Below are 23,582 nucleotides of genomic sequence, written 5' to 3'. Positions count from 1 at the left end.
ACCCTGAGCTATGCCCGGCTCAACGCCAAGGCCAACCGCCTGGCGCACTACCTGGCCGAGCAGGGCGTGGGCGCTGGCCATCGCGTCGGCATCTACGTCGAGCGCTCGCCCGAGCTGCTGGTGGCCATGCTGGGCGTGCTCAAGGCCGGCGCCGCCTATGTGCCCTTCGAGCCGAAGAACACCCGCGATCGCCTGGGCGCCATAATCCGCGACGCCGGTATCGAATGGGTGCTGGTGCAGCCCGGCATGGCGGACCGCCTGCCGCCGGGCGGGGTCGACCTGCTGATGCTCGACGACGGCGCCGATGCCGGCTGGCTGGACGGCTACCCGGAGGACAACCCGTCGGCCGACGGCCACGGGCCGACGCTGCAGGACAGTGCCTACTTGATCTATACCTCGGGCTCGACCGGCACCCCGAAAGGCGTGGACATCGCCCATCTGGGGCTGATGGACTACTGCACCTTCGCATCGCGCCGTTATTACGCCGGCCACCTGGCCGGCTCGCAGGTGGTGACCTCGCACGGCTTCGACATCACCGTGCCCAGCCTGTACCTGCCGCTGCTGCGCGGCGGCACCGTGGAGCTGCTCGACGCCGGCGACGAGCTGGCCGGGCTGGCGGCGCGCCTGGCCGATCCGGACTGCGCCCCGGCGCTGCTGCGCATGACGCCGATGCACGTGCGCGGGCTGCTGGAATTGTTGCCAGCCACGGTGCCCGTGCAGGGCCGCCACGTGTTCGTGGTCGGCGGCGAAGCCTTTACCCCGGAACTGGCGCGCGAACTGCAGGCGCGCTGCCCGCACAGCCAGCTGTTCAACCACTACGGTCCGACCGAAACGGTGGTCGGCTGCGCGATGTACGACATCAGCGCCAACCTGGATGCGATCGGGCGCGTGCTGCCGATCGGCCGCGCCATGGACAACACCCGCCTGTACGTGCTGAACGCGGCGCTGCAGCCATGCCCGGTGGGCGTGGCGGGCGAACTGCACATCGGCGGCGCCGGCGTGGCCAGGGGCTACCTGAACCAAGCGGCGCTGACGGCGGCGAAATTCATCGCCGATCCGTTCAATCCGGGCGAACGTCTGTACAAGACGGGCGACCTGGTGCGCATGCTGGCAGGCGGCGACCTCGAATTCATCGGGCGCGCCGACGACCAGGTCAAGCTGCGCGGCTACCGCATCGAACTGGGCGAAGTGCGCGCGGCGCTGCAGCGCCTGGAGCAGGTGCGCGACGCCGCGGTCCTGGTGGAAGGCGAGGGCGAACGCAGGCGCCTGCTGGCTTACCTGGTGCCGGCCGCGCCGGCGGCGGACGAAGCGGCCTACATCGCCGCCGTCCAGGAAGCCCTGCGCCAGGCGCTGCCCGAGTACATGGTGCCGGCCGGTTTCGCGCTGCTGGACCAACTGCCGCTCACGCCGAACGGCAAGACCGATACCCGCAGCCTGCTGGCACTGGGCGGCCTGCTGGGCGGCGGGGTGGCGATGGTGGCGCCGTCCGGCCACACCGAAAGCCGACTCGCCGAAACGTGGTGCGCGCTGCTGGGCCTCGAACAGGTGAGCACGAATGCGAGCTTCTTCGACGTCGGCGGCCATTCGCTGCTGGCGATGCGGCTGATCAATGCGGTGCAGGGCGGCTTTGGCGTCGCCTTCTCGCTCAAGGCCTTGCTGGCGAATCCGACCATCGGGGCGATGGCCAGCCAGATCGACGCCTCGCTGGCCCGCGCCGGGAACAGCGAAGGCGCCAATGACAATGAAAACAATGTCGAAACGGAGTGGTGAGATGGATGCCGCACAACTGATTGGATACTTGAATGGCAGGGGCATCTTCCCCTACCTCGAGCAGGGAAAATTGAAGACGCGTTCGCGCGAAGGCATCGATGCCGACACCGCGGCACGTATTCGTGCCGGCAAGGATGCGCTGGTCGCCTTCCTTGCCGCGCAGGACGACGGTGTGGCGGCATGCGCCAGCGACAGCATTCCGCCGGTCGCGGACGACGCCGCACAAGCGCTTTCCTTCAACCAGGAACGCCTCTGGCTGACCAACCAGATCGGGGAGGGCAGCGCCCAGTACAACCTGTCGCAGGCGCTGCGCCTGTCGGGCCACCTGCAGCGTGCGGCGCTGGCCCAGGCGCTGGACGCGCTGGTCGGGCGCCATGCGGCGCTGCGCACCAGTTACCACGAACGCGACGGCGTCGCGGTCCAGTGCGTCAACCCGGCAGCGCCGCTGGCCCTGCCGGAACGTGACCTGCGCGGCATGCCGCGTGCGGCGCAGGAGGCCGAAGTCGCGGCCGCCGCCGCCCGCCAGGCCGCCCAGCCGTTCGACCTTGCCGGCGCCCCGATGTTGCGCGTGCTGCTGCTGGTGCTGGCGGACGACGAGCATGTGCTGGTCTTCACCCTGCACCATATCGCCTCCGACGGCTGGTCGATGGGCATCCTGGCGCGCGACTTCGCCGCGCTGTACGGCGCCTTCAGCGTGGGTGCGCCCAACCCCTTGCCGGCCCTGGCGACGCGCTATATCGATTACGCGGTGTGGCAGCGCTGCCGGCTGGCAGGCGACACCCTGGCGTCCGAGCTGGCGTTCTGGCACGAGCGGCTGGACGGCATGCCCAAGCTGCACAGCCTGCCGCTCGACCACGCGCGTCCGGCCCAGCAGCAATTCAGCGGCCAGCGCATCGGCCAGACGATATCGCCATCGGTGCAGCGCCGCCTCAACGGGTTGGCCGAGGCGCACGGCGCCACCTTCTTCATGGTGATGCAGGCCGCTTTCGCCCTGCTGCTGTCGCGCTGGAGCGGCGAAGACGACATCGTGATCGGCTGTCCGGTGGCCGGACGCACCCACCGCGACCTCGAACAGGTGATCGGGTTCTTCGCCAACGCCGTCGTGTACCGGACCGACCTGGCGGGCGAGCTGACCTTCGTCGACCTGCTCACCCGCGTCAAGGCCGACGCCATCGAGGTATTCGCCCACCAGGAGATGCCGTTCGAGACGCTGGCCAAATCGGTCCAGAGCGAACGCAGCCTGGCGTACTCGCCCCTGTTCCAGGTCAGCCTGACCCTGCAGAACAATGCGCAAGCGTCCCTCGACCTGCCCGGCCTGCGGGTGTCGAACGTCGATTTCGATGCGAACAAGACCCTGTTCGACCTCAGCCTGTTCGTGCGCGAAAGCGCCGACGGCCTCGGCCTGTCCTGGCTGTTCTCGGACCAGCTGTTCGAGGGCGCGACCATCGAGCGCATGGCCGCCAGCTTCGCGGTCCTCCTCGAAAGCATCGCCGAGACCCCGCACCAGGACATCCGCCGCCTCCCGATGGTGAGTCCGGCCGACCTGGCGGAGCAACTCGGCCGCCAGGCGCGCAGCGGCGACAACGAGGGCCTGTGCGTGCACCAGCTGTTCGAACGCCAGGCCGCGCAATCGCCCGACGCGCTGGCGCTGGCCTGCGACGGCGCGACGATGACCTATGGGGAATTGAACGCCCATGCCAACAAGCTGGCGCGCCACCTGCGCACCCAGGGTGCCGGACGCGGCGACATCGTCGGCCTGTGCACCGAACGCTCGGCCGACACGATCATCGGCCTGCTCGGCATCCTGAAGGCCGGCTCCGCCTACCTGCCGCTCGACCCGGCATGTCCGCCAGCACGCATGGCGCACATGCTGAACGAGGCGAGCGTGCGCATCGTGGTCACCCAGCAGGCCCTGATGGGCGAGCTGCCGCTGGAAGGTCTGGCGACGGTGCTGGTGGACAGCCAGTGGCGCCGCCTGCTGCTCGCCAAACTCGACGGCGCCAACCTGGACGGCCCGGTCACGGCGCCGGACGGGCTGGCCTACGTGATCTATACCTCGGGTTCCACCGGCAAGCCGAAGGGCGTCATGATCGAGCACGCCGCCTTCGTGCAGAGCGTGCTGTCGCAGCGCGCCGCGTACGGCGTCGACGCCGCCAGCGTGGTGCTGCAATACGTGGCCTTCACCTTCGACGTCGCCGCCGCCGACTGGGCGATGGCCCTGACCAGCGGCGCCGCGCTGTGCATCGCCACCGAGGACGACCGGCGCGACGCCGGTGCGCTGGCAGAACTGGCCGCCGCCTGCAGTGCCACGCACATGCAGTTGCCCGCGCCGGTGCTGACCCAGCTCGACGCGGCCCGCTTCCCGTCGCTCGGCACGGTCGTCGTCGGCGGCGCCGCCGCCAGCGCCGCCGCCCTGGCACCATGGATCGCGACCAAACGTTGCTTCAATGCCTACGGCCCGACCGAGACCGCGATCGCTTCCGGCGCCCACCTGATGCGCTCGGCCCAGGAAAACCGCAACATCGGCGCGCCGTTCCCGCACGTCGAGTACCGCGTGGTCGACCAGCGCGGCCAGCTGCTGCCGTCCGGGGTGCCGGGCGAGCTGCTGATCGGCGGTTTGCCGGTGGCGCGCGGCTACTGCGGCCGGCCCGAGCTGAGCGCGGAACGCTTCATCGAGGATCCCTTCCGTCCTGGCGCGCGCCTGTACCGTACCGGTGACCTGGTGCGCTGTCTGCCCGGCGGCGAGCTCGAATTCGTCGGCCGCACCGACGACCAGGTCAAGCTGCGCGGCTACCGCATCGAGCTGGGCGAGGTGCGCGCGGCGCTGCTCGCGCTGGACGACGTGCGCGAAGCCCTGGTGCTGGTGGGCGGCGGCGAGGACAACCAGCGCCTGCTGGCCTACGTCGTGCCCGCGCAGTCCGGCGCCGGCGAGGCGGTCTTCATCGCCTCGCTGCTGCAGCGCCTGAAACAGGCGCTGCCCGACTACATGGTGCCGTCCGGCTTCGCCGTGCTGTCGGCCTTGCCTCTGACTGCCAACGGCAAGGTCGATACGCGCGCGCTGCCGCCGATCGCCGCGCCGGAGCAGCCGAGCTACCTGGCGCCGCGCAACCCCACCGAACAGGTGCTGTGCGAGATCTGGCAGCAGCTGCTGAAGGTCGAGCGCGTCGGCGTGCACGATAATTTCTTTGCGCTGGGCGGCGACTCAATTCTGTCGATCCAGGTCGTGGCGCGCGCTAACCAGGCCGGCCTGGGCATCACCACGCGCCTGCTGTTCTCGCACCAGAGCGTGGCCGAACTGGCGGCTCAGGCCGGCGCCGCGCGCGAGCAGGCCAGCCAGGAAGCGGTCGGCGGCAGCCAGGTCCTGTTGCCGATCCAGCGCCAGTTCCTCGGCATGTCCCCGCATATTTCCCATTTCAACCAGTCGGTCCTGCTCGAAGCGCCCGCGGATCTCGACCACGCCATGCTGTCGGCCATGATGGCGGCGCTGTACGAGCGCCACGATGCGCTGCGCCTGCGCGTGACGCAAGACGGCGGCGAATGGCAAGCCGGCTACGCGCCCCCGTCCGCGAGGCTGGCCGACGCCGCCACCGTGGTCGAAGCGCTGCCGCCGGGCGGGCGCGCCGGACATGTCGCGGCACGCTGCGCCGCTCTGCAGCGCGGCTTCGACCCGGCCGCCGGCCCGCTGCTGCGCGCCATGCTGCTCACGTCGGAAGACGCCGGCGCGGCGCGCCTGTTCATCGTCGCCCACCACCTCGTGGTGGACGGCGTGTCGTGGCGCATCCTGCTGGCGGACCTGGAACAGGCCTACCGCCAGCTCAGTGCCGGCAATGGCGCCGCGCTCGGGCCCAAGACCTCGTCCTACCAGGCCTGGGGCGAGGCCGTGGCGCGGCATGCACCGCGGCTGGCGTCCGAGCTGGCCTGGTGGACCGACCAGCTGGCGCTGCCGGTGCCGGCGCTGCCCGGCTACCGTCCGCTGGCCGGCGGCGCGCCGCGCGCCAGCACCCGCGCGATACCGGTCGCGCTGTCCGCCGCCGATACCGAAGCGCTGCTCAAGCGTTGCGGGCAGCGCCACCGTACCCAGGTCAACGAACTGCTGCTGGCGGCGGTGTCGATCGCCATGGCCGACTGGCGCGGTGCCGGCGGCGTGCGCCTGATGCTGGAGGGCCACGGCCGCGAAGACCTGTTCGAGGCGATGGACACCAGCCAGACCGTGGGCTGGTTCACCACCACCTACCCGGTGACGCTGGCGTGCGGGGCCCGCGACACCAGCGCCGTGATCCGCGAGGTCAAGGAGCAGTTGCGCGCGGTGCCGGGCAAGGGCTTTGGCTACGGCGTGTTGCGCTACCTCGCCGGTGACCCGGCACTGGCACGGCTCGAGCACGACAACCCGGCGCAGCTGGTATTCAACTACCTCGGCCAGTTCGACCAGACCGTGAATGCGGCGAGCGCCCTGCGCGTGGCGCCGGAGCCGACCGGAGAGGCGATCGACCCGCGCCGCCTGAGGCATTGCCCTCTCGGCTTGAACGGCAAGGTTGCCGGCGGTGTGCTCGCCTTCACCCTCGACTACAGCGCGCTCGAATTCGAACGCGCCGACATGGAGCGCCTGGCGGACCTGCTCGAAGCGGCCCTAAAAGAAGTGGTCGCCCACTGCACGGATGCGGCGCCGGACCGCTTCACCCCGAGCGACTTCCCGCTGGCGCGCACCGGCGCCGCCGAACTCGACGCGTGGCAGCAGCGCTACCGGATCGGCAGGCTGTATCCGGCCACGTCGATGCAGCAGGGGATGCTGTTCCACAGCCTGCTCGACAGCGGCGCCTACGTGTCCCAGTGCTGCCCGGTGTTCGACGGGGAACTCGATCCGACGCTGTTCCGCGCGGCCTGGAACGCGATCGTGGCGCGCCACGACATTTTCCGCACCGTGTTCGTCGGCCACGGCGAACAGCTGCACCAGCTGGTCTGCGCCGATGCCGTCCTGCCGTGGCAGGAAGAGGACTGGCGCGGCTATCCGGCCGCCGAGCAGGCGGACCGCTTCCGGCGCCTGGTGGCCGAGGACCGCGCGCGCGGCTTCGACCCGGCGTGCGCGCCGCTGCAGCGCATCGCCCTGCTGCGTCTCGGGCAGACCCGCTACCAGATGCTGTGGAGCCACCACCACATGCTGCTCGACGGCTGGTGCACGCCACTGGTCTACCGCGACGTGCTCGAGGCCTATGGCCAGCTGCTGCGCGGCCAGGAGGCGGCCATCCGGCGGCCGGTGCGCCCCTATGAAGACTATATCGGCTGGCTGCAGGCGCAGGACCGCGATGCGGCGCGCGCTTTCTGGCGCCGGCACCTGGCAGCGGTCGAGGCGCCCACGCCGCTGGGCATCGGCCACGGCGTTGAGGCCGGCACCGGCGGCCAGGACGAGCAGCGCATCGACATCGATGCCGCCGGCACCGCAGTCCTGCAGCAGTTCGCGCGGCGCCACCAGACCACGGTCAACACGGTGCTGCAGCTGGCCTGGGCCTACCTGCTGCACCGCTACAGCGGCGAGCAGCATGTGCTGTTCGGCACCACCATCTCGGGCCGCCCGCCCGAGGTGGCGGGCGTCGAGGAGATGGTCGGCCTGTTCATCAACACGATCCCGGTACGGGTGTCGTTCGACACCGACATGGAGGTCGGCGCGATGCTCGAATCGATGCACGCCGCGTTCCAGGCGAGCACCGGCCACGGCCACCTGCCGCTGACCGAGATCGCGCAATGCAGCCCGATCGCCGGCGGCAGCGCGCTGTTCGACAGCATGTTCGTGTTCGAGAACTACCCGCTGGATGCGGCGGCGGCAGACGGCGAGCGCCCGCCGTTCCGTATCGAGGAGTACGCGTCGTTCGAGGAAACCGGCTACAAGCTGTCGCTGAGCGCCAGCCTGCGCGACACGCTGGCCATCAAGTGCCGTTTTCCGCGCCGCGAGTTCGCACCGGCCGCGATCGCGCGCCTGCTGCGCCACATGGTGCATATCCTGGAACAGCTGCCGCAGGCCGGTGGAGTCGGCGCGCTGTCGCTGCTGTTGCCCGAGGAGATGCAGCAGCTGCTCGAATGGAACCGCTCGGCTCGCGACTACCCGGTCGACCAGTGCCTTCACGAGATGTTCGAAACCCAGGCCTGCGTGCGCCCACAGCAGACGGCGCTGGTGTTCGAAGGCAGCAGCCTCAGTTACGGTGAGCTGAACCAGCGCGCCAACCGGGTCGCGCGCCGCCTGCTGGCACAGGGCGTGCGTCCCGACATGCCGGTCGGCGTGTGCGTCACGCGCTCGCTCGAAATGGTCACCGGCATCCTTGGCATCCTGAAGGCGGGCGCCGCCTACGTGCCGCTCGATCCGAACTACCCGCAGGCGCGGCTCGAGCACATCCTGCGCGACAGTGCGATCGGCATCGTGCTGACGGTCGGCCAGGACTTCGACGCACGCTTGCCGGCGGACATCGCCTGCATCGACATCGCCAGCGCCGCGTGCGCGCCGGAGCTGGCGGGCGACAACCTGGTGCCGGCCGCGCTGGGGCTGTCGCCGCGCAACCTGGCCTACGTGATCTACACCTCCGGCTCGACCGGGATGCCCAAGGGCGTCATGATCGAGCATGCGGGGCTGGTCAACCTGATCCACCACGACATTCCGCTGTTCGAGATCGAGCCGCAGTCGCGTGCGCTGCATTGCGCGTCCATGAGTTTCGACGCCGGCACCGCGCACCTGTTCATGGCCCTGTGCTCGGGCGCCACCACCTGGCTGGCGGCGCCCGACACCGACCTGGTGGAGGCGATGCAGCGCAACCAGATCACCCACGCCGCATTCGCCACCTCGGTGCTGGAAGCGCAGCGCCGCGAGCACGTGCCGTCGCTGAAGGCCATCATCGTCGGCGGCGACGTCTGCCCGAAGACGATGGTCGAGTTCTGGGCGGCGCGCTGCCTGTTCTTCAACATCTACGGCCCGACCGAGGCCAGCATCGCCAGCAGTGCCGCCTGCCTGACCCCGTCCAGCCCGATCACCATCGGCCGCCCGGTCGCCAACGTCGAGCTGCACGTGCTGGACAGCCGGATGCGCCAGGTGCCGCCCCTGGTGGCGGGCGAGCTGTACATCGGCGGCGCCGGGCTGGCGCGGGCCTACCTCAACCGCGACGACCTGACCGCGGAGCGCTTCGTCCACGGGACCGGCGCCCTGGCCGGCAAGCGCCTGTACCGCACCGGCGACACGGTGCGCCGCCTGGCCGACGGCCAGCTTGAGTTCCTCGGGCGTGCCGACGAGCAGGTGAAGATCCGCGGGCTGCGCATCGAACGCGGCGAAATCGAAGCCCGGCTGCTCGCGCTGGATGCGGTGCGCGAGGCGGTGGTGCAGGTCAAGGGCAGCGGCAACGACAAGTACCTGCTGGCGTACGTGGCGCCGCTGGCGGCGCCGGCGGGGCCGGACGCCGAGGGCGAGCTGGTGGCTGAGCTGAAGGAGGCGCTCGGGCTGGTCCTGCCCGCGTTCATGGTGCCGGCCCGGTTCATGCTGCTGGAGCGTTTCCCGCTGACCGCAAACGGCAAGGTGGACAAGGCGAAGCTGCCGGAGCCGCCAAGCGGCGCCCACGGCTTCGTCGCCGCGCGCGGCGCCACCGAGCAGGCGGTGCAGGCGATCTGGCAGTCGGTGCTCGGCCGCGGCCCGATCGGCATGGACGACAACTTCTTCCATATCGGTGGCAACTCGCTTCAGATTTCGCGATTGGTGTACGAGATGCGTTCGGCGTTCGCGGTCGAACTCTCGGTCAAGACCCTGTTCGCTTCACCCACGATCGCGGCCACCGCCGCGCTGGTGGACGCATTGCGCGCGACCAGCGCCGATGCGCTCGCCGGCACCCATGAATACGAGGAAGGAATCCTATGAACGTCGTCGAACTGATGGGCGAAGCGGCGCGCCGCGGCGTGCACTTCTACCTGGATGGCGAACAGCTCGCCTACAAGGCCGCGCCCGGCGCAATGGACGCCGAATTTCGCCGGCAGACCGTCGCCCTCAAGCCGGAACTGGCGCGCCTGCTGAAGGAAAACCGCGCCGTCGCGGGCCTCATCCCGACCCAGCCGCGCGCCGCGCAGGCATGCTTCCCGCTGTCGTACGCGCAGCAGCGCCTGTGGTTCATCGAACAGATGGGGGCGGGCGGGCAGTACAACATACCGTCGGCGCTGTCGCTGACGGGCCGCCTTGACCGGGAGGCGCTGCAGTGCGCCCTCGATGAGATCGTGCGCCGCCACGAAGTGCTGCGCAGCGCCTACCGCAACGTCGACGGCGAAGGCGTGCAGGAGATCGCCGTCGCGCAGCCGGTGGCGCTGGCGGTGCATGACCTGGCGGACCTCGACGGCGCCGCCCAGGACGAGCGCGTGCGGGCCCTGGCCGCCGCCGCCGCGGCCGAACCGTTCAACCTGGCCGCCGGCGCGGTGTTGCGCGCCGGCCTGCTGCGCCTGGCGGACGAGCGCCACGTGCTGCTGGTCACCCTGCACCACATTGCCGCCGACGGTTGGTCGATGGGCGTGATTGTGCGCGAGTTCTGCGCCCTGTACCAGGCCTTCAGCGCCGGCCAGGCCAGCCCGCTGGCGCCGCTGCCGCTGCAGTATGCCGACTTCGCCCACTGGCAGCGTGCGCAGGAGAACGGCAGCGGGCTGGCGCGCCAGCTCGACTACTGGCGCGCACGTTTGGACGGCCTGCCGCAGGTGCACAGCCTGCCGCTCGACAAGCCGCGGCCGGCGCGCCAGCGCCACGAGGGGCGCTTGCACCTGCAGACGATCAGCGCCCCGCTGGCAGCGCGCCTGAAGGCACTCGGCAATGCGCACCAGGCCACCCTGTTCATGGTCCTGCACAGCGCGTTCGCGCTGCTGCTCGGGCGCTGGAGCAACGAGACCGACATCGTCATCGGCAGCCCGATCGCCGGCCGCGGCCACAAGGAGCTGGAAGGCCTGGTCGGCCTGTTCGTCAACACGCTGGTGCTGCGCACGGCGCTCGACCTCGACGCCGGCTTCGCCGACCTGCTTGGCCAGGGCAAGGCGACGCTGCTGGACGCCTATGCGCACCAGGACCTGCCGTTCGAGAAACTGGTCGACGCGCTACGCCCGGAGCGCAGCCTGGCGCACGCACCGTTGTTCCAGGTGATGTTCTCGATGCAGAACAACGACGCCGCCGCGCTCGAACTGCCCGGCCTGCAAGTAACCGCGCTGGGCGGCGGCCAGGCGGTGACCAAGTTCGACCTCGAATTGTCCGCCGCCGAGACGGCGGCGGGCCTCACCCTCGGTTGGAACTACGCCAACAGCCTGTTCGACGAGGCCACGATCGCACGCATGGCCGACAGCTTCCATGTGCTGCTCGAGGCGATCGCGGAAGCGCCGGCGGCACCGGTCGGCACGCTGCCGATGCTGGCCGCCGCCGACCGCGCCCGGCTGGCCGCCTGGAGCGGGCAGGGCGCCGCCTACGAGAACAGGGTGTGCGTGCACACCCTGTTCGAGGCGCAGGCCGCGCGCACGCCGGACGCCATCGCCCTCGCGTGCGGCGCCGACAGCCTGAGCTACCGTGACCTGAATGAACAGGCCAACCGCATTGCGCACCGCCTGCGCGCGCTCGGCGTCGGGCCCGACGTGGCGGTCGGCCTGTGCGCGGAACGCTCGACGCTGCTGCTGGCCGGCCTGCTCGGCATCCTCAAGGCGGGCGGCGCCTTCGTGCCGCTCGACCCGTCATGCCCGCGCGCACGGTTGGCGTTCATGCTGGAAGACAGTGCGCCGCGCGTGGTGCTGACCCAGGCGCACCTGCGCGGGGTGCTTCCCGACAGCGCCGCCGACGTGATGTGCCTGGACGACGCCTCGATCGACGGCCAGCCGTGCACCGACCTGGCGCCGGCGGCGATCGGCCTGGCGCCGTCGCACCTGGCCTATGTCATCTATACCTCCGGCTCCACCGGCCGCCCGAAAGGCGTCATGGTGGAGCACGGCAGCATCGCGGGCCACGCGGTCGCCGCCCAGCAGTTCTACGGCCTGCGCGCCGACGACCGCATCCTGATGTTTTCCACGCCCAGCGTCGACGCGGCGCTCGAGCTGCCGCTGTGCGCCTGGCTGGCCGGCGCCAGCGTGCGCCTGCGCGACCAGGAACTGCTGCTGCCGCAGCAGTTCCTGGCGTTCTGCCGCGGCCATGGCATCACAGCCGCCGACCTGCCGCCGGCCTACCTCAACGAACTGGCCGCCGACGATGCCGCGGACGCCGGCGCCTGGCAGGGCACCGGCCTGCGCCTGCTGGTGGCCGGCGGCGAGGCCTTCCCCGGCGCGCTGCTGGTGCGCTGGCGCGCACTCGGCCTGTTTGGCCGCTGCCGCCTGGTGAACGCCTACGGCCCGACCGAAGCGACAATTTCGGCCAGCCTGGGCGAGGTCGCGGCGGGATGTGACCCGGCCGCGGTGCCGCTCGGCGCCGCGCTGCCGGGACGCGTCTTCTCGGTGCGCGATGCGGCCGGCGCGCTGGTGCCGCCCGGCGTCGCCGGCGAGCTGCACATCGAAGGTCCGGCACTGGCGCGCGGCTACCTTAAGCAGGATGCCCTCAGCGCTGAACGCTTCGCCGTGCACGCGGACGGACGCCGCTACCGCACCGGCGACGTGGTGCGCTTGAACGCGCGCGGCGAGCTGCTGTTCGCGGGCCGCACCGACGACCAGGTCAAGGTGCGCGGTTTCCGCGTGGAGCTGGGCGAGATCGGCAGCTGCCTGATGCGCCATCCGGCGCTGCGCGACGCGGTCGTGCAGGTCAGGGGCAACGGCGCCGCCAGCTTCCTGGCCGCCTACGTGGTGCCTGCGGCCGAGGCCACCCGGAATAACGCCGCGATGAGCGCCGCTCTGAGCGCCAAACTGCGCGACTTCCTGAAAGACCAGCTGGCCGACTACATGCTGCCCTCGGCCTATGTGGTGCTCGATTGCCTGCCGCTGCTCCCGAACGGAAAAGTGGACAAGCGCGCGCTGCCCGAGCCCGCGTGCGCGGCCCGGGATGATGGCCCGGCGCCGTCCACCCCGACCGAAGTCGCGCTGGCGGCCATCTGGGCCGGCCTGCTCGGCCTCGGCCAGGTGGCCGCCGACGCCAACTTCTTCGAGATCGGCGGCCACTCGCTGCTGGCGATGCGCATGCTCAGCGCGGTCGCACGCCAGCTGGGCGCCACGCTGCCGGTGCGCGCCGTGTTTGAGCACAAGACCCTGGCCGCCATCGCCGCGCTGATCGACAGCGGCGCCGGCGCCGTGGAAGAGGACCTGGCACCGATCCCGCCGGCCAGCCCCGATGCGCCGCTGGCGCCGTCGTTCGCCCAGCGCCGCCTGTGGTTCATCGACCAGCTCGAAGGCGGCAGCAGCCAGTACCATATCCCGGTGGCGCTGCGCCTCGACGGCCGGCTCGACCGGGCAGCGCTGCAGACCGCGCTCGACGCCATCGTGGCGCGCCACGAGGTGCTGCGCACCACCTACGCCGCCGACGGTGACAGCCAGTTGGTGGCGGCGCCGTGCCGGCTGGCGCTGGCGACCGACGACCTGTCCGGGCTCGGCAGCGACGAGCAGCTGGCGGCGGTGCGCCAGCTCGGCGCCGCGGAAGCCGCACGGCCGTTCGACCTGCAGCGCGACCTCATGCTGCGCGCGCGCCTGTTGCGGCTGGCACCGGAGCAGCACGTGCTGCTGGTGACCCTGCACCACATCGCGGCGGACGGCTGGTCGATGGGCATCATCGTGCGTGAGTTCGGCGCCTTGTACACTGCCGCAAGCGCCGGCCGGCCGGCGCCGCTCGCGCCGCTGCCGCTCCAGTATGCCGATTATGCGCAGTGGCAGCGCGGACGCCTCGAAGGCGGCACGATGGCGCGCCAGCTCGATTACTGGCAGGCGCGCCTGCAGGGCCTGCCCCAGGTGCACAGCCTGCCGCTCGACCGCACGCGTCCGGCCCAGCAGCGTTTCGAAGGACGCCTGCATGCGCAGCGGATCGGACCGGCCCTGCATGCGCGCCTGGCGGCGCTGGCGCAGACACACGACGCCACCCTGTTCATGGTCCTGCAAAGCGCCTTCGCGCTGCTGCTGGCACGCTGGAGCAACGAGACCGACATCGTGATCGGCAGCCCGATCGCGGGCCGGCCCCATCACGACCTGGAAGGGCTGGTCGGCCTGTTCGTCAACACGCTGGTGCTGCGCAGCCAGGTCGACCTCGACGCTGGCTTCGACGTGCTGCTGGGGCAGTCGCGGGAAGCCCTTCTGGAAGCCTATGCGCACCAGGACCTGCCGTTCGAGAAACTGGTCGATGCGCTCAAACCGGAACGCCGCCTCGCGCACGCGCCCTTGTTCCAGGTGATGTTCTCGATGCAGAACAACGAGGCGGCCGAGCTGCGCCTGCCGGGCCTCCAGGTCGCCGGCATGGCCGGCACCCACGTGGTTGCCAAGTTCGACCTCGAACTGTCGGCCGGCGAGAACGCCGACGGCCTGACGCTGGTGTGGAACTACGCGGCCAGCCTGTTCGACCAGCCGACCATCGCGCGCATGGCCGACAGCTTCGCGACGCTGCTGGGGGCCATCGTGGCGGCGCCGTCGCGCGCCGTCGGCGCGCTGGAGATCGTCGGCGAGAGCGACGCGCGCCAGCTCGCCGCATGGAATGCGACCGCCCGGCCGTACCCGGACCGGGACTGCATCCACCAGCTGTTCGAAGCACAGGCGGCACGCACTCCCGACGCGACCGCGCTGGTGTGCGGCGACACGCGCCTGAGCTATCGCGAACTGAACACCGCGGCCAACCGCATTGCCCACCGCCTGCGCGCCGAAGGCGTCGGCCCGGACTGCATGGTCGGCTTGTGCGTCGAGCGCTCGGTCGAGATGGTGGTCGGCGTGTTCGGTATCCTCAAGGCCGGCGGCGCCTACGTGCCGCTGGACCCGGCCTACCCGCGCGCACGCCTCGACTACATGCTGCGCGATTGCGCGCCGCGCGTCGTGCTGACCCAGTCGCACCTGCTGGGCACGGCGCCAGCTGCGGCCGTGCCGGTGCTGTGCCTGGACGACCCGGCGCAGTTCGCGGGCCAGCCGGACAGCGACATCGACGCCGCCGCGATCGGCCTGGCGCCCTCGAACCTGGCCTACGTGATCTACACCTCGGGCTCGACCGGCCAGCCGAAAGGCGTGATGTCCGAGCACGGCGGCCTGGTCAACCGCATCGTGTGGATGCAGGATGCCTACCGCCTCGAGGCGGCCGACCGGGTGCTGCAGAAGACCCCGTTCAGCTTCGACGTCTCGGTATGGGAACTGACCTGGCCCTTCATCGCCGGTGCCGGCTTGGTGATGGCCCGGCCGGAAGGACACAAGGACCCGGCCTACCTGGCGGACCTGATCGATCGCGAAGGCGTCACGGTGCTGCACTTCGTGCCGTCGATGCTTGGCGCGATGCTCGACAGCGGGCGCTGGGGCGGCTGCAACACGGTGCGCCAGGTGTTCTGCAGCGGCGAGGCGCTGCCGTTCGCGATCCAGCGCCAGTTCCAGGCATGCCACGGCGCGGCGCTGCACAACCTGTACGGCCCGACCGAAGCGTCGATCGACGTCTCGCACTACACCGCCTGCGCGGATTACCGCAACCAGGTGGTGCCGATCGGGCGCCCGATCCAGAACACGGTGCTGCGGGTGCTGGACCCGCGGCTGTGCGACACCCCGATCGGGGTGGCCGGCGAGCTGCACATCGGCGGCGTCGGCCTGGCGCGCGGTTACCTGAATCGGCCCGACCTGACCGCCGACCGCTTCATTGCCGGCCCCGGCGAAGCGCGCCTGTACAAGACCGGCGACATCGTGCGCTATCTCGCCGACGGCAACCTCGAATACCTGGGCCGTGCCGACCACCAGGTGAAGCTGCGCGGCCTGCGCATCGAACTGGGCGAGATCGAGTCGCGCCTGCGCGCGCTGGAGGGGGTACAGGACGCCGTGGTGGTGGCATGGGGGCAGGGCGCCGACATGCGCCTGGCGGCCTACGTCCAGGCCGCCGTCGCCGCGGCCGACGAAGCGCCGTTCGGCGCCGCGCTGCAGGCGGGACTGCGCGCCGGCCTGCCCGAATTCATGGTTCCCGCCGACTTCATGGTGCTGGCGCGCTTCCCCCTGAGCGCCAACGGCAAGCTCGATCGCAAGCAGTTGCCGGCGATCGAGCACGGCAATCGCATCGCGGCAAGCTACGTGGCGCCGGCCGGCGCGCTGGAAATCCTGCTCTGCAAGCTGTGGGCGGATGCGCTCGGCCTGGCGCAGGTCGGCGCCGAGGACAATTACTTCGCCATCGGCGGCGATTCGATCAAGGCGATCGCCCTGGTGTCTGCCATGAAGTCGGCCGGCGTCCAGGTGTCGGTGCGCGACCTGTTCAGCGCCAGGACCGTGCGCGCGCTGGCGCTGCTGGCCGACGGCACGGCGGCGCAGTCGCAGGAGGAGCTCGCGCCGTTCGCGATGCTGACGCCGGAGGAAGGCGCCGAACTGGCGGTGCTGCGCGCGACCCAGCTGCTGGAAGATGCGTATCCGCTCACCCGCCTGCAGCAGGGCATGGTGCTGCACCACCAGCTCGACGAGCAGGCCGGCGCCTACCACGACGTGCTCAACGTGCGGGTGCGCGCGCCGCTCGCGCTGCCCGCCTTCCGCGCCGCGCTGGACGGCATGGTCGCGTCCCATGCCATGCTGCGCACCGTGTATGCGCTGAACGGCGAACGCGCGCTGCAGCTGGTGTACCGGCACGGCGACACGCATCTCGACGTGCTTGACGCCGGCAGCGGCGGGGAGGCACATGCGATGGCGTTCATCGCGGACCTGGTCGAGCGCGAGCGCCGCAGCCCGATCCGCTTCGAGCAGGCGCTCTGGAAAATCATCCTGGTGCGTATCGACGACAGCCAGTTCCAGTTCATCTTCAGCTTCCATCATTCGATGCTGGACGGCTGGAGCGTCGCCAGCCTGAACACGGAGCTGTTCAACCGCTACGCCGCGCTGGCCGCGGACGGCGCCGCGCCGCAGCCGGGCCAGGCACTACCGTACCGCTATTACGTGCAGCAGGAGCAGCAGGCGCTGGCCGACGCCGCCGCGCGCGGTCACTGGGAACGGATGCTCGAAGGCGCGCCGCTGGCGTGGTGGAGCGGACGCCCGCGCGGCGCCACCGCGACCCTGGCGGTGCCAATCGGTGCCGCCGTCTCGGCCAGGCTGGCGGCGCTGGCGCGCAGCCTCGGCGTCCAGGAGAAATCGGTGCTGCAGGCCGCGCACATGGTGCTGCTGTCGATGCTGACCGGACAGGCCGACGTCCTCACGTCGGTGGTCGCCAACGGACGCCCCGAGCGTGCCGGCGCCGACCTGACCCTGGGCCTGTTCCTGAACTCGCTGCCGCTGCGCCTGCGCGTGGACGGCCTGCGCTGGCATGAACTGGTGTGCCGGGTGGAGGAAGCCGGCGCCGCTGCCCAGCCGTTCCGGCACTATCCGCTGGCGCAGATCCAGTCCGATTCGCGCATCGACCTGTCCGGATCGCTGTTCAACTTCACCAGCTTCCACGTCTACGAAAACATGGCCGCCCCGCTGGATGCCTCGGTCCAGAACAGCTTCGAGGCGAACAACTACCATTTCGCGTCCGAATTCGCCAAGGCGGTGGGCGGCACCACGCTGTTCACCCTCAGCGTGAAGGCCGACGCCGCGCTGTTCCCGGCGGCGGCGCTGGAGCGCATCGGCGGCTACTACCGCAACATCCTGGCCGCGCTGGCGCACGATGCCGGCAGCATGGTCGACCGCGCGGCGCTGCTGGGCGAAGGAGAACTGGCGCAGGTGACCGCGCTGGCCACGGCGGCGCCGCGCAGCGCGCCCGACGTGCTGTCGCTGTTCGAGGCGCAGGCGCGCCGCCATCCCGGCCGCGTGGCGCTGGTATCGGACCGGCAGGAACTCGGCTACGGCGAACTCGATGCGCTGGCCGAACGGCTGGCGGACCGCATCGCCGCCTGCGGCGTTCGGCCCGGCGCGGTGGTGGCCGTGTGCATGGAGCGCACCCCGGCCATGGTGGCAGCCCTGCTGGCGGTGTTCAAGCTCGGCGCCGCCTACCTCCCGCTCGATCCGGCCCATCCGCAGGCGCGCCGCGACTTCATGCTGGCCGACAGCTGCGCCGCGCTGGTGCTGTGCGATGCCGCGACCGCGGCGGGCCAGGGCGCGGTGCGCGTGCTCGACGTGGACGCGGAGGCCGCGGAACCGGTGCCGGTGCGCGGGCGTGCCGCGCCGGATGGCGCCGGCCTGGCTTACCTGATCTACACCTCCGGCTCCACCGGGATGCCGAAAGGCGTCATGGTCAGCCGCGCCGCCCTGGCCAACTTCATCGACGGCGCCAGCGCCCGCGCCGGCCTCGACGCCGATGCGCGCTGGCTGGCGATCACCACCATCAGCTTCGACATCGCCGGCTTCGAGCTGTTCGGACCGCTGACCCGCGGCGCGCGCATCTGCCTGGCCGGCCCGGACGCGGCGCGCGACGCCGCCTGGCTGTCGGCCACCATCGACGGGCAGGGCATCAGCGTGCTGCAGGCCACGCCGTCGAGCTGGGCGATGATGCTGGCGGCGGGCTGGGACGGTGCGCCCGGCCTGCTCGGCCTGGTCGGCGGCGAAGCCTTACCGCCCGACCTGGCGCGCGCCCTGGTACAGCGCTGCGGCCGCGGCGTGCTCAATTGCTACGGGCCGACCGAGGCCACCATCTGGTCGCATATGGCGCCGGTCGCCGGCGACGGTGCGCCGGTCGCGGTGGCCGGCCTGCTGCCGGGCTACGGCCATTGCGTGGTCGACGCCGGCCTGGTGCCGGTGGGGGCCGGCGTGGCCGGGGAACTGGTGCTGACCGGCGTCTCGCTGGCCGACGGCTACCGCGGCCGTCCTGCGCTTACCGCGGAGAAATTCACCGATGCCGGCGCCGGCGTGCTGGCCGGCCTGCGCCTGTACCGTACGGGCGACCTGGTGCGCCGGCTCGACGGCGACCGCCTCGAGTTCCTCGGACGGATGGACGACCAGGTCAAGATCCGCGGCTACCGCATCGAACTGGGTGAGATCGAAAGCCGCCTGCGTGCCTCCACCCTGGTCGGCGAGGCGGCCGTCGCCGCCGCCGGCGAGGCCGGCGCACGCCGCCTGGTGGCCTACGTGGTGCCGGCAGCGGGCGGCCAGGGCGCGGATACCGTCGAGCGCCTGCGCCGGGAACTGGCGGCCGGGTTGCCCGACTATATGGTGCCGTCCGCGTTCGTCCTGCTCGAGCGCATGCCGCATACCCCCAACGGCAAGCTGGACCGCAAGGCCTTGCCGCCGGCGGCCGCCGGCGACGCCGCGGCGTCCACGGCGGAGTTCACCCCGCCGGCCGGGGAGATGGAGGCACGCATGTGCGCGCTGTGGGAGCGACTGCTCAAGCGCGAGCGGGTCGGCGCCACCGCCGATTTCTTCGATGCCGGCGGCGACTCGCTGCTGGCAACCCGGCTGCTGGCCCAGGTCAACCAGGAATTCGGCTGCGGCCTAGCCATCAAGGACGTCTTCAACCTGCGCACCGTACGCGCGCTGGCGCTGCATGTGGAGCTGCTCGTGGCCCAGGCCGCGGCGGCAAGCGCATCCCAGTCCGCATCTCATGAAAAGGAAGAAATCGAATGGTAGTCACCGAACTGAAGCAGTTTCTGCTGTCCTTGCACCGGAGCGGTGTCGACATCTACGTCGAGAACGGCAAACTGATGACGAAATCGGCGCCCGGCGTGATCAGCCAGGAAATCGGCCGCCAGATCCGCGACAATCGCCACGCTCTGCTGGCGCTGCTGCAGAGCACGACCGGCAACGACGCCCGGCCTTACGGCGAGATCCGGCCGGCCTCGCGCAGCGCGCCGCTGCCGCTGTCGTTCGCCCAGCAGCGCCTGTGGTTCATCGACCAGCTGGGCGGCGGCAGCACGCAGTACAACATGCCGGCCGCGCTCGGCCTGGACGGCTGGCTCGACCGCTATTCGCTGCGTGCGAGCCTCGACGAGATCGTGCGCCGCCATGAAGTGCTGCGGACCACCTATGCCAGCGTCAACGGCCAGGGGATGCAGCAGGTCGGCCCGGCGCGGCCGGTGGCCTTGCCGGTGACCGACCTTAGCACGCTGGTTGGGGCTGCGCAGGACGCCGAGGTGCGCCGCATCGCGGCTGCCGAGGCCGGGCGTCCGTTCGACCTATCGCACGACCTGATGCTGCGCGCCCACCTGCTGTTCCTGGGGCCGCAACGCCACGTGCTGCTGGTCACGCTGCACCACATCGCATCCGACGGCTGGTCGATGGGCGTGATCGTGAACGAATTCGGCACCCTGTACGAGGCCTTCAGCGCCGGCCGCCGCAGCCCGCTGCCCGAGATTGCGGTGCAGTATGCCGACTATGCACACTGGCAACGCACCAGCTGGCAGCCGGACCGGCTCGAGCGCCAGATGGCGTACTGGCAGCGCCAGCTGGCCGACCTGCCGCAGGTGCACGGCCTGCCGCTCGACCATCCGCGTCCCGCGCGCCAGCAGTTCGAAGGCCGGCTGCACACCCAGGTGGTCGATGCGGCACTGCTCGAGCGCCTGAAAGCGCTGGCCGGTACCCACCGGGCGACCCTGTTCATGGTGCTGCAAAGTGCGTTCGCGCTGCTGCTGGCACGCTGGAGCAGCGACACCGACATCGTGATGGGCAGCCCGATCGCGGGCCGCAACCACCGCGAAGTCGACGGGCTGGTCGGCCTGTTCGTGAATACCCTGGTGCTGCGCAGCCGCCTGCGCATGGACGCCGGCTTCGGCGAACTGCTGGAAGAGGGCAGGGCGATGCTGCTGGACGCCTACGCGCACCAGGATTTGCCGTTCGAGCAGCTGGTCGATGCGCTCAAGCCGGAACGCAGCCAGGCCCACGCGCCGTTGTTCCAGATCATGTTCTCGCTGCAGAACACCGAGCAGGGTTCCCTGCGCTTGACCAACCTGCAGATCGGCGGCATCGGCGACGACCGCGTGATCACCAAGTTCGACCTCGAACTGTCGGCGGTCGAGAGCGGCGGCACCCTGCGCTTGGTGTGGAACGGGGCCGCCGGCCTGTTCGACGCTGAGACCGTCGCGCACATGGCAGACAGCTTCGGCGTACTGCTCGATGCGATCGTCGACGCCCCGCAGGCGCCGGTAGGCACGCTGGCGCTTCTGACCGAGACCGACCGCCGCAAGCTGGCCGCATGGCGTTCCAGTCCGGTGCCGTATCCGCAGGACGTCTGCATCCACGAGCTGTTCGAGGCCCAGGCCGCGCGCACGCCGGATGCGGTGGCCGCCATCTGCGGTGAAGAGGCAATGACCTACCGCGAGCTGAACCGGCAGGCCAACCGCATCGCGCACCGTCTGCGTGCCGAAGGCGTGCGGGAGGGCACGCTGGTCGGCCTTTGCCTGCGCCGTTCCGGCATGATGATCGCCGCCATGCTCGGAATCCTCAAGGCGGGCGGCGCCTACGTCCCGCTCGACCCGGCCTATCCGCGCGAGCGCCTCGAGTTCATGCTGCGCGACAGCGCGCTCGGCATCGTGCTGACCAGCGCCGCGCTGTGCCATGCGCTGCCGTCGCGCCGGGAAACCGTGCTGTGCCTGGACGATGCGGAGCTACTGGCCGGCCAGCCACATGATAATCCGGGGCCGTGCGCCGGCGCCGGCAGCCTCGCCTACGTCATCTACACTTCCGGCTCGACCGGCATGCCGAAAGGCGTGATGGTCGAGCACCGCGGCGTGGCACGCCTGGTGCTGCCGGGTGACTATGTGCCGTTCGACAACGAGACGGTGATGCTGCACCTGTCGTCGGTGTCGTTCGACGCCACCACCTTCGAGGTGTGGGGGCCGCTGCTGCACGGCGGCAAGGTAGTCGTGTATCCGCATACGGTGCTCGACGTCGACGGCATCAACGCGCTGATGACGCGGCATGGCGTGACCACCGTGTTCCTGACCTCGGGCATGTTCGACCTGTGGAGTTCGCACCTGCCCGGCGAGGGCACCCTGCGCTGGGTGATGACGGGCGGCGACGTGGTCCCGCCGGGGGCGGCGGCGCGCCTGTATGCGGCGATGGGCCGGGTACAGATGGTGGCGCTGTACGGCCCGACCGAAAACACGTCGGTGACCACCTTCTTTCCCGTGCCGCGCGACTGGCCATCCACCCGTGCGCTGCCGATCGGCGGCCCGATCGCCGGCACCACCATCGAAGTGCTGGATCCCTGCGGCGTCCCTGCGCCGGTGGGGGTGGCGGGCGAGCTGTGCGTGGGAGGCGCCGGGCTGGCGCGTGGCTACCTGGGCCGTCCCGACTTGAATGCCGCGATGTTCACCGGCAGCGGCGCCGGGCGCCGCTACCGCACGGGGGACCAGGCCAGGTTTCGCGCCGACGGCAGCCTGGAATTTCTCGGGCGCCGCGACGGCCAGGTGAAGTTGCGCGGCTTCCGCATCGAAGTCGAGGAAATCGAAGCCCACCTGGTCCGTTCCGGTATCGTGACCGAAGCCTGCGTGGTGCTGCACGGCGAGGGTAAGGACAAGCGGCTGGTGGCCTACGTCGCCGGCGGCGCCGGCGGCCCGGACCTTGCCGGGGCACTGCGCACCGCGCTGCGCCAAGCCATGCCCGACTACATGGTGCCGTCGGCCTTCGTGCCGGTGGCCGCGCTGCCGCTCACCACCAGCGGCAAGGTCGACCGCCGCCGGCTGCTGGCGCTGCCGCTGGCCGCCGCAGCGCCGGAGGGCGCCATGGCTACCGACGCCGCGCCGTTCGGCGCCGCGTCGCGCATCGCCGCGGTCTGGTGCGCCCTGCTCGGCATGCCGGAGGTCGGTATCGACACCCCGTTCTTCGAGGCCGGGGGCAACTCGATCACCCTGATCGAACTGCGCTACCGCCTGCAGGAGGCCGGATTCGAGTTCTCGCTGAAGGAGCTCATGGAGCAGCCCACGGTAGGCGGCCTGGCGGCCTTGCTGGACGATGCCGGGCGCCATGCCAGCGCCGCGGCGCTGAAGGCGGTCGTGCGCCTGAACGAAGCGAAGGCCGGACAGCCGCTGTACATCCTGCATCCCTTCGGCGGCGGGGTCGAAGGCTACCGGGTGCTGGCGCGCGGGCTGGAAAGCACCTGCCCGGTGTTCGGGCTGCAGGCGCCGTTCATGTTCGGGTTCGACTTCCCGTTCAGCGACCTTTCCGAGCTGGCGCGCTTCTATGCCGACGCGATCGTCGCGCACAGCGCGCTGCGGGTGCATTCGCTGGCCGGCTACTCGGGCGGCGGCAAGCTGGCGGCCCAAGTGGCGCAGATCCTGATCGGGCGCGGTCACGAGGTGGACTACGTGGCCCTGTTCGACGCCAACATGGTCGATCCCGACCGCAGCGACGACGAGGACGACTTCACCCGCCTGTGCCGCTTCTGCTACAGCCTGAACGTCATCAACGCCGCCGCCGAGGTGCCGCAGGCGTGGCGCCAGGCCAGCTATGCCGACCAGCTCGAGCACTTTGCCGGCCTGGTGCTGAAGAAGCGCAGCTATGCACGCGACGAGGTCGTCGTGACCCTCAAGTTCGGCGTCAACCTGCTGCGCGCCGCCTGCAGCGATCCGTCGGGATTGCGCATCGCCGGTGCCGTGGCCTCGTTCGTCAGCAGCGGCAACCAGGCCGACGCCGCCAACCGGCGCGGCTGGAGCGGGGTGTTCGAGAACGACGTCGATTTCCGCAGCGTGAGCGCCACCCACAACAACTTCATGGAACCGGCTTCCGTGCACCAGATGCTGGCCCCGCTGGCGGCGGGCCTGGCGCTGCGCGCCACGCCCATGGTACCGGCAACCCACTAGAACAATACGGAACCC

At 70.8% G+C, this 23,582-nt stretch carries 4 protein-coding genes; all 4 read left to right on the top strand.

The window, feature by feature from the left end; translation table 11 throughout:
* On the top strand, positions 1 to 1,770 hold a 1,770-nt coding region (locus tag U1H99_RS29620; RefSeq protein ID WP_323145086.1), incomplete at its 5' end, for a non-ribosomal peptide synthetase.
* 1 nt (position 1,771) lies between these two features.
* Positions 1,772 to 9,652 (top strand): non-ribosomal peptide synthetase, encoded by a 7,881-nt coding sequence (locus U1H99_RS29615; protein ID WP_323145085.1) that lies wholly within the window; start codon positions 1,772 to 1,774, stop codon positions 9,650 to 9,652.
* Complete coding sequence (locus tag U1H99_RS29610; protein WP_323145084.1) at positions 9,649 to 19,398, top strand: non-ribosomal peptide synthetase; 9,750 nt, start codon at positions 9,649 to 9,651, stop codon at positions 19,396 to 19,398. The genes U1H99_RS29615 and U1H99_RS29610 overlap by 4 nt, the downstream gene beginning before the upstream one ends.
* Positions 19,392 to 23,567, top strand: coding sequence for a non-ribosomal peptide synthetase (locus U1H99_RS29605; RefSeq protein WP_323145083.1), 4,176 nt, complete (start codon positions 19,392 to 19,394; stop codon positions 23,565 to 23,567). The genes U1H99_RS29610 and U1H99_RS29605 overlap by 7 nt, the downstream gene beginning before the upstream one ends.
* Positions 23,568 to 23,582 lie beyond the last annotated feature (15 nt).

The sequence above is a fragment of the Massilia phyllosphaerae genome (genome assembly GCF_034659755.1).
Taxonomy (GTDB): domain Bacteria; phylum Pseudomonadota; class Gammaproteobacteria; order Burkholderiales; family Burkholderiaceae_D; genus Telluria; species Telluria phyllosphaerae.
This window is presented reverse-complemented; position numbering and strand designations above follow the sequence as displayed.

Bases quoted from the DNA above. Each gene is read 5' to 3' on its own strand.
- U1H99_RS29615 (WP_323145085.1), top strand. From the start codon at position 1,772: ATGGATGCCGCACAACTGATTGGATACTTGAATGGCAGGGGCATCTTC.
- U1H99_RS29610 (WP_323145084.1), top strand. From the start codon at position 9,649: ATGAACGTCGTCGAACTGATGGGCGAAGCGGCGCGCCGCGGCGTGCAC.
- U1H99_RS29605 (WP_323145083.1), top strand. From the start codon at position 19,392: ATGGTAGTCACCGAACTGAAGCAGTTTCTGCTGTCCTTGCACCGGAGC.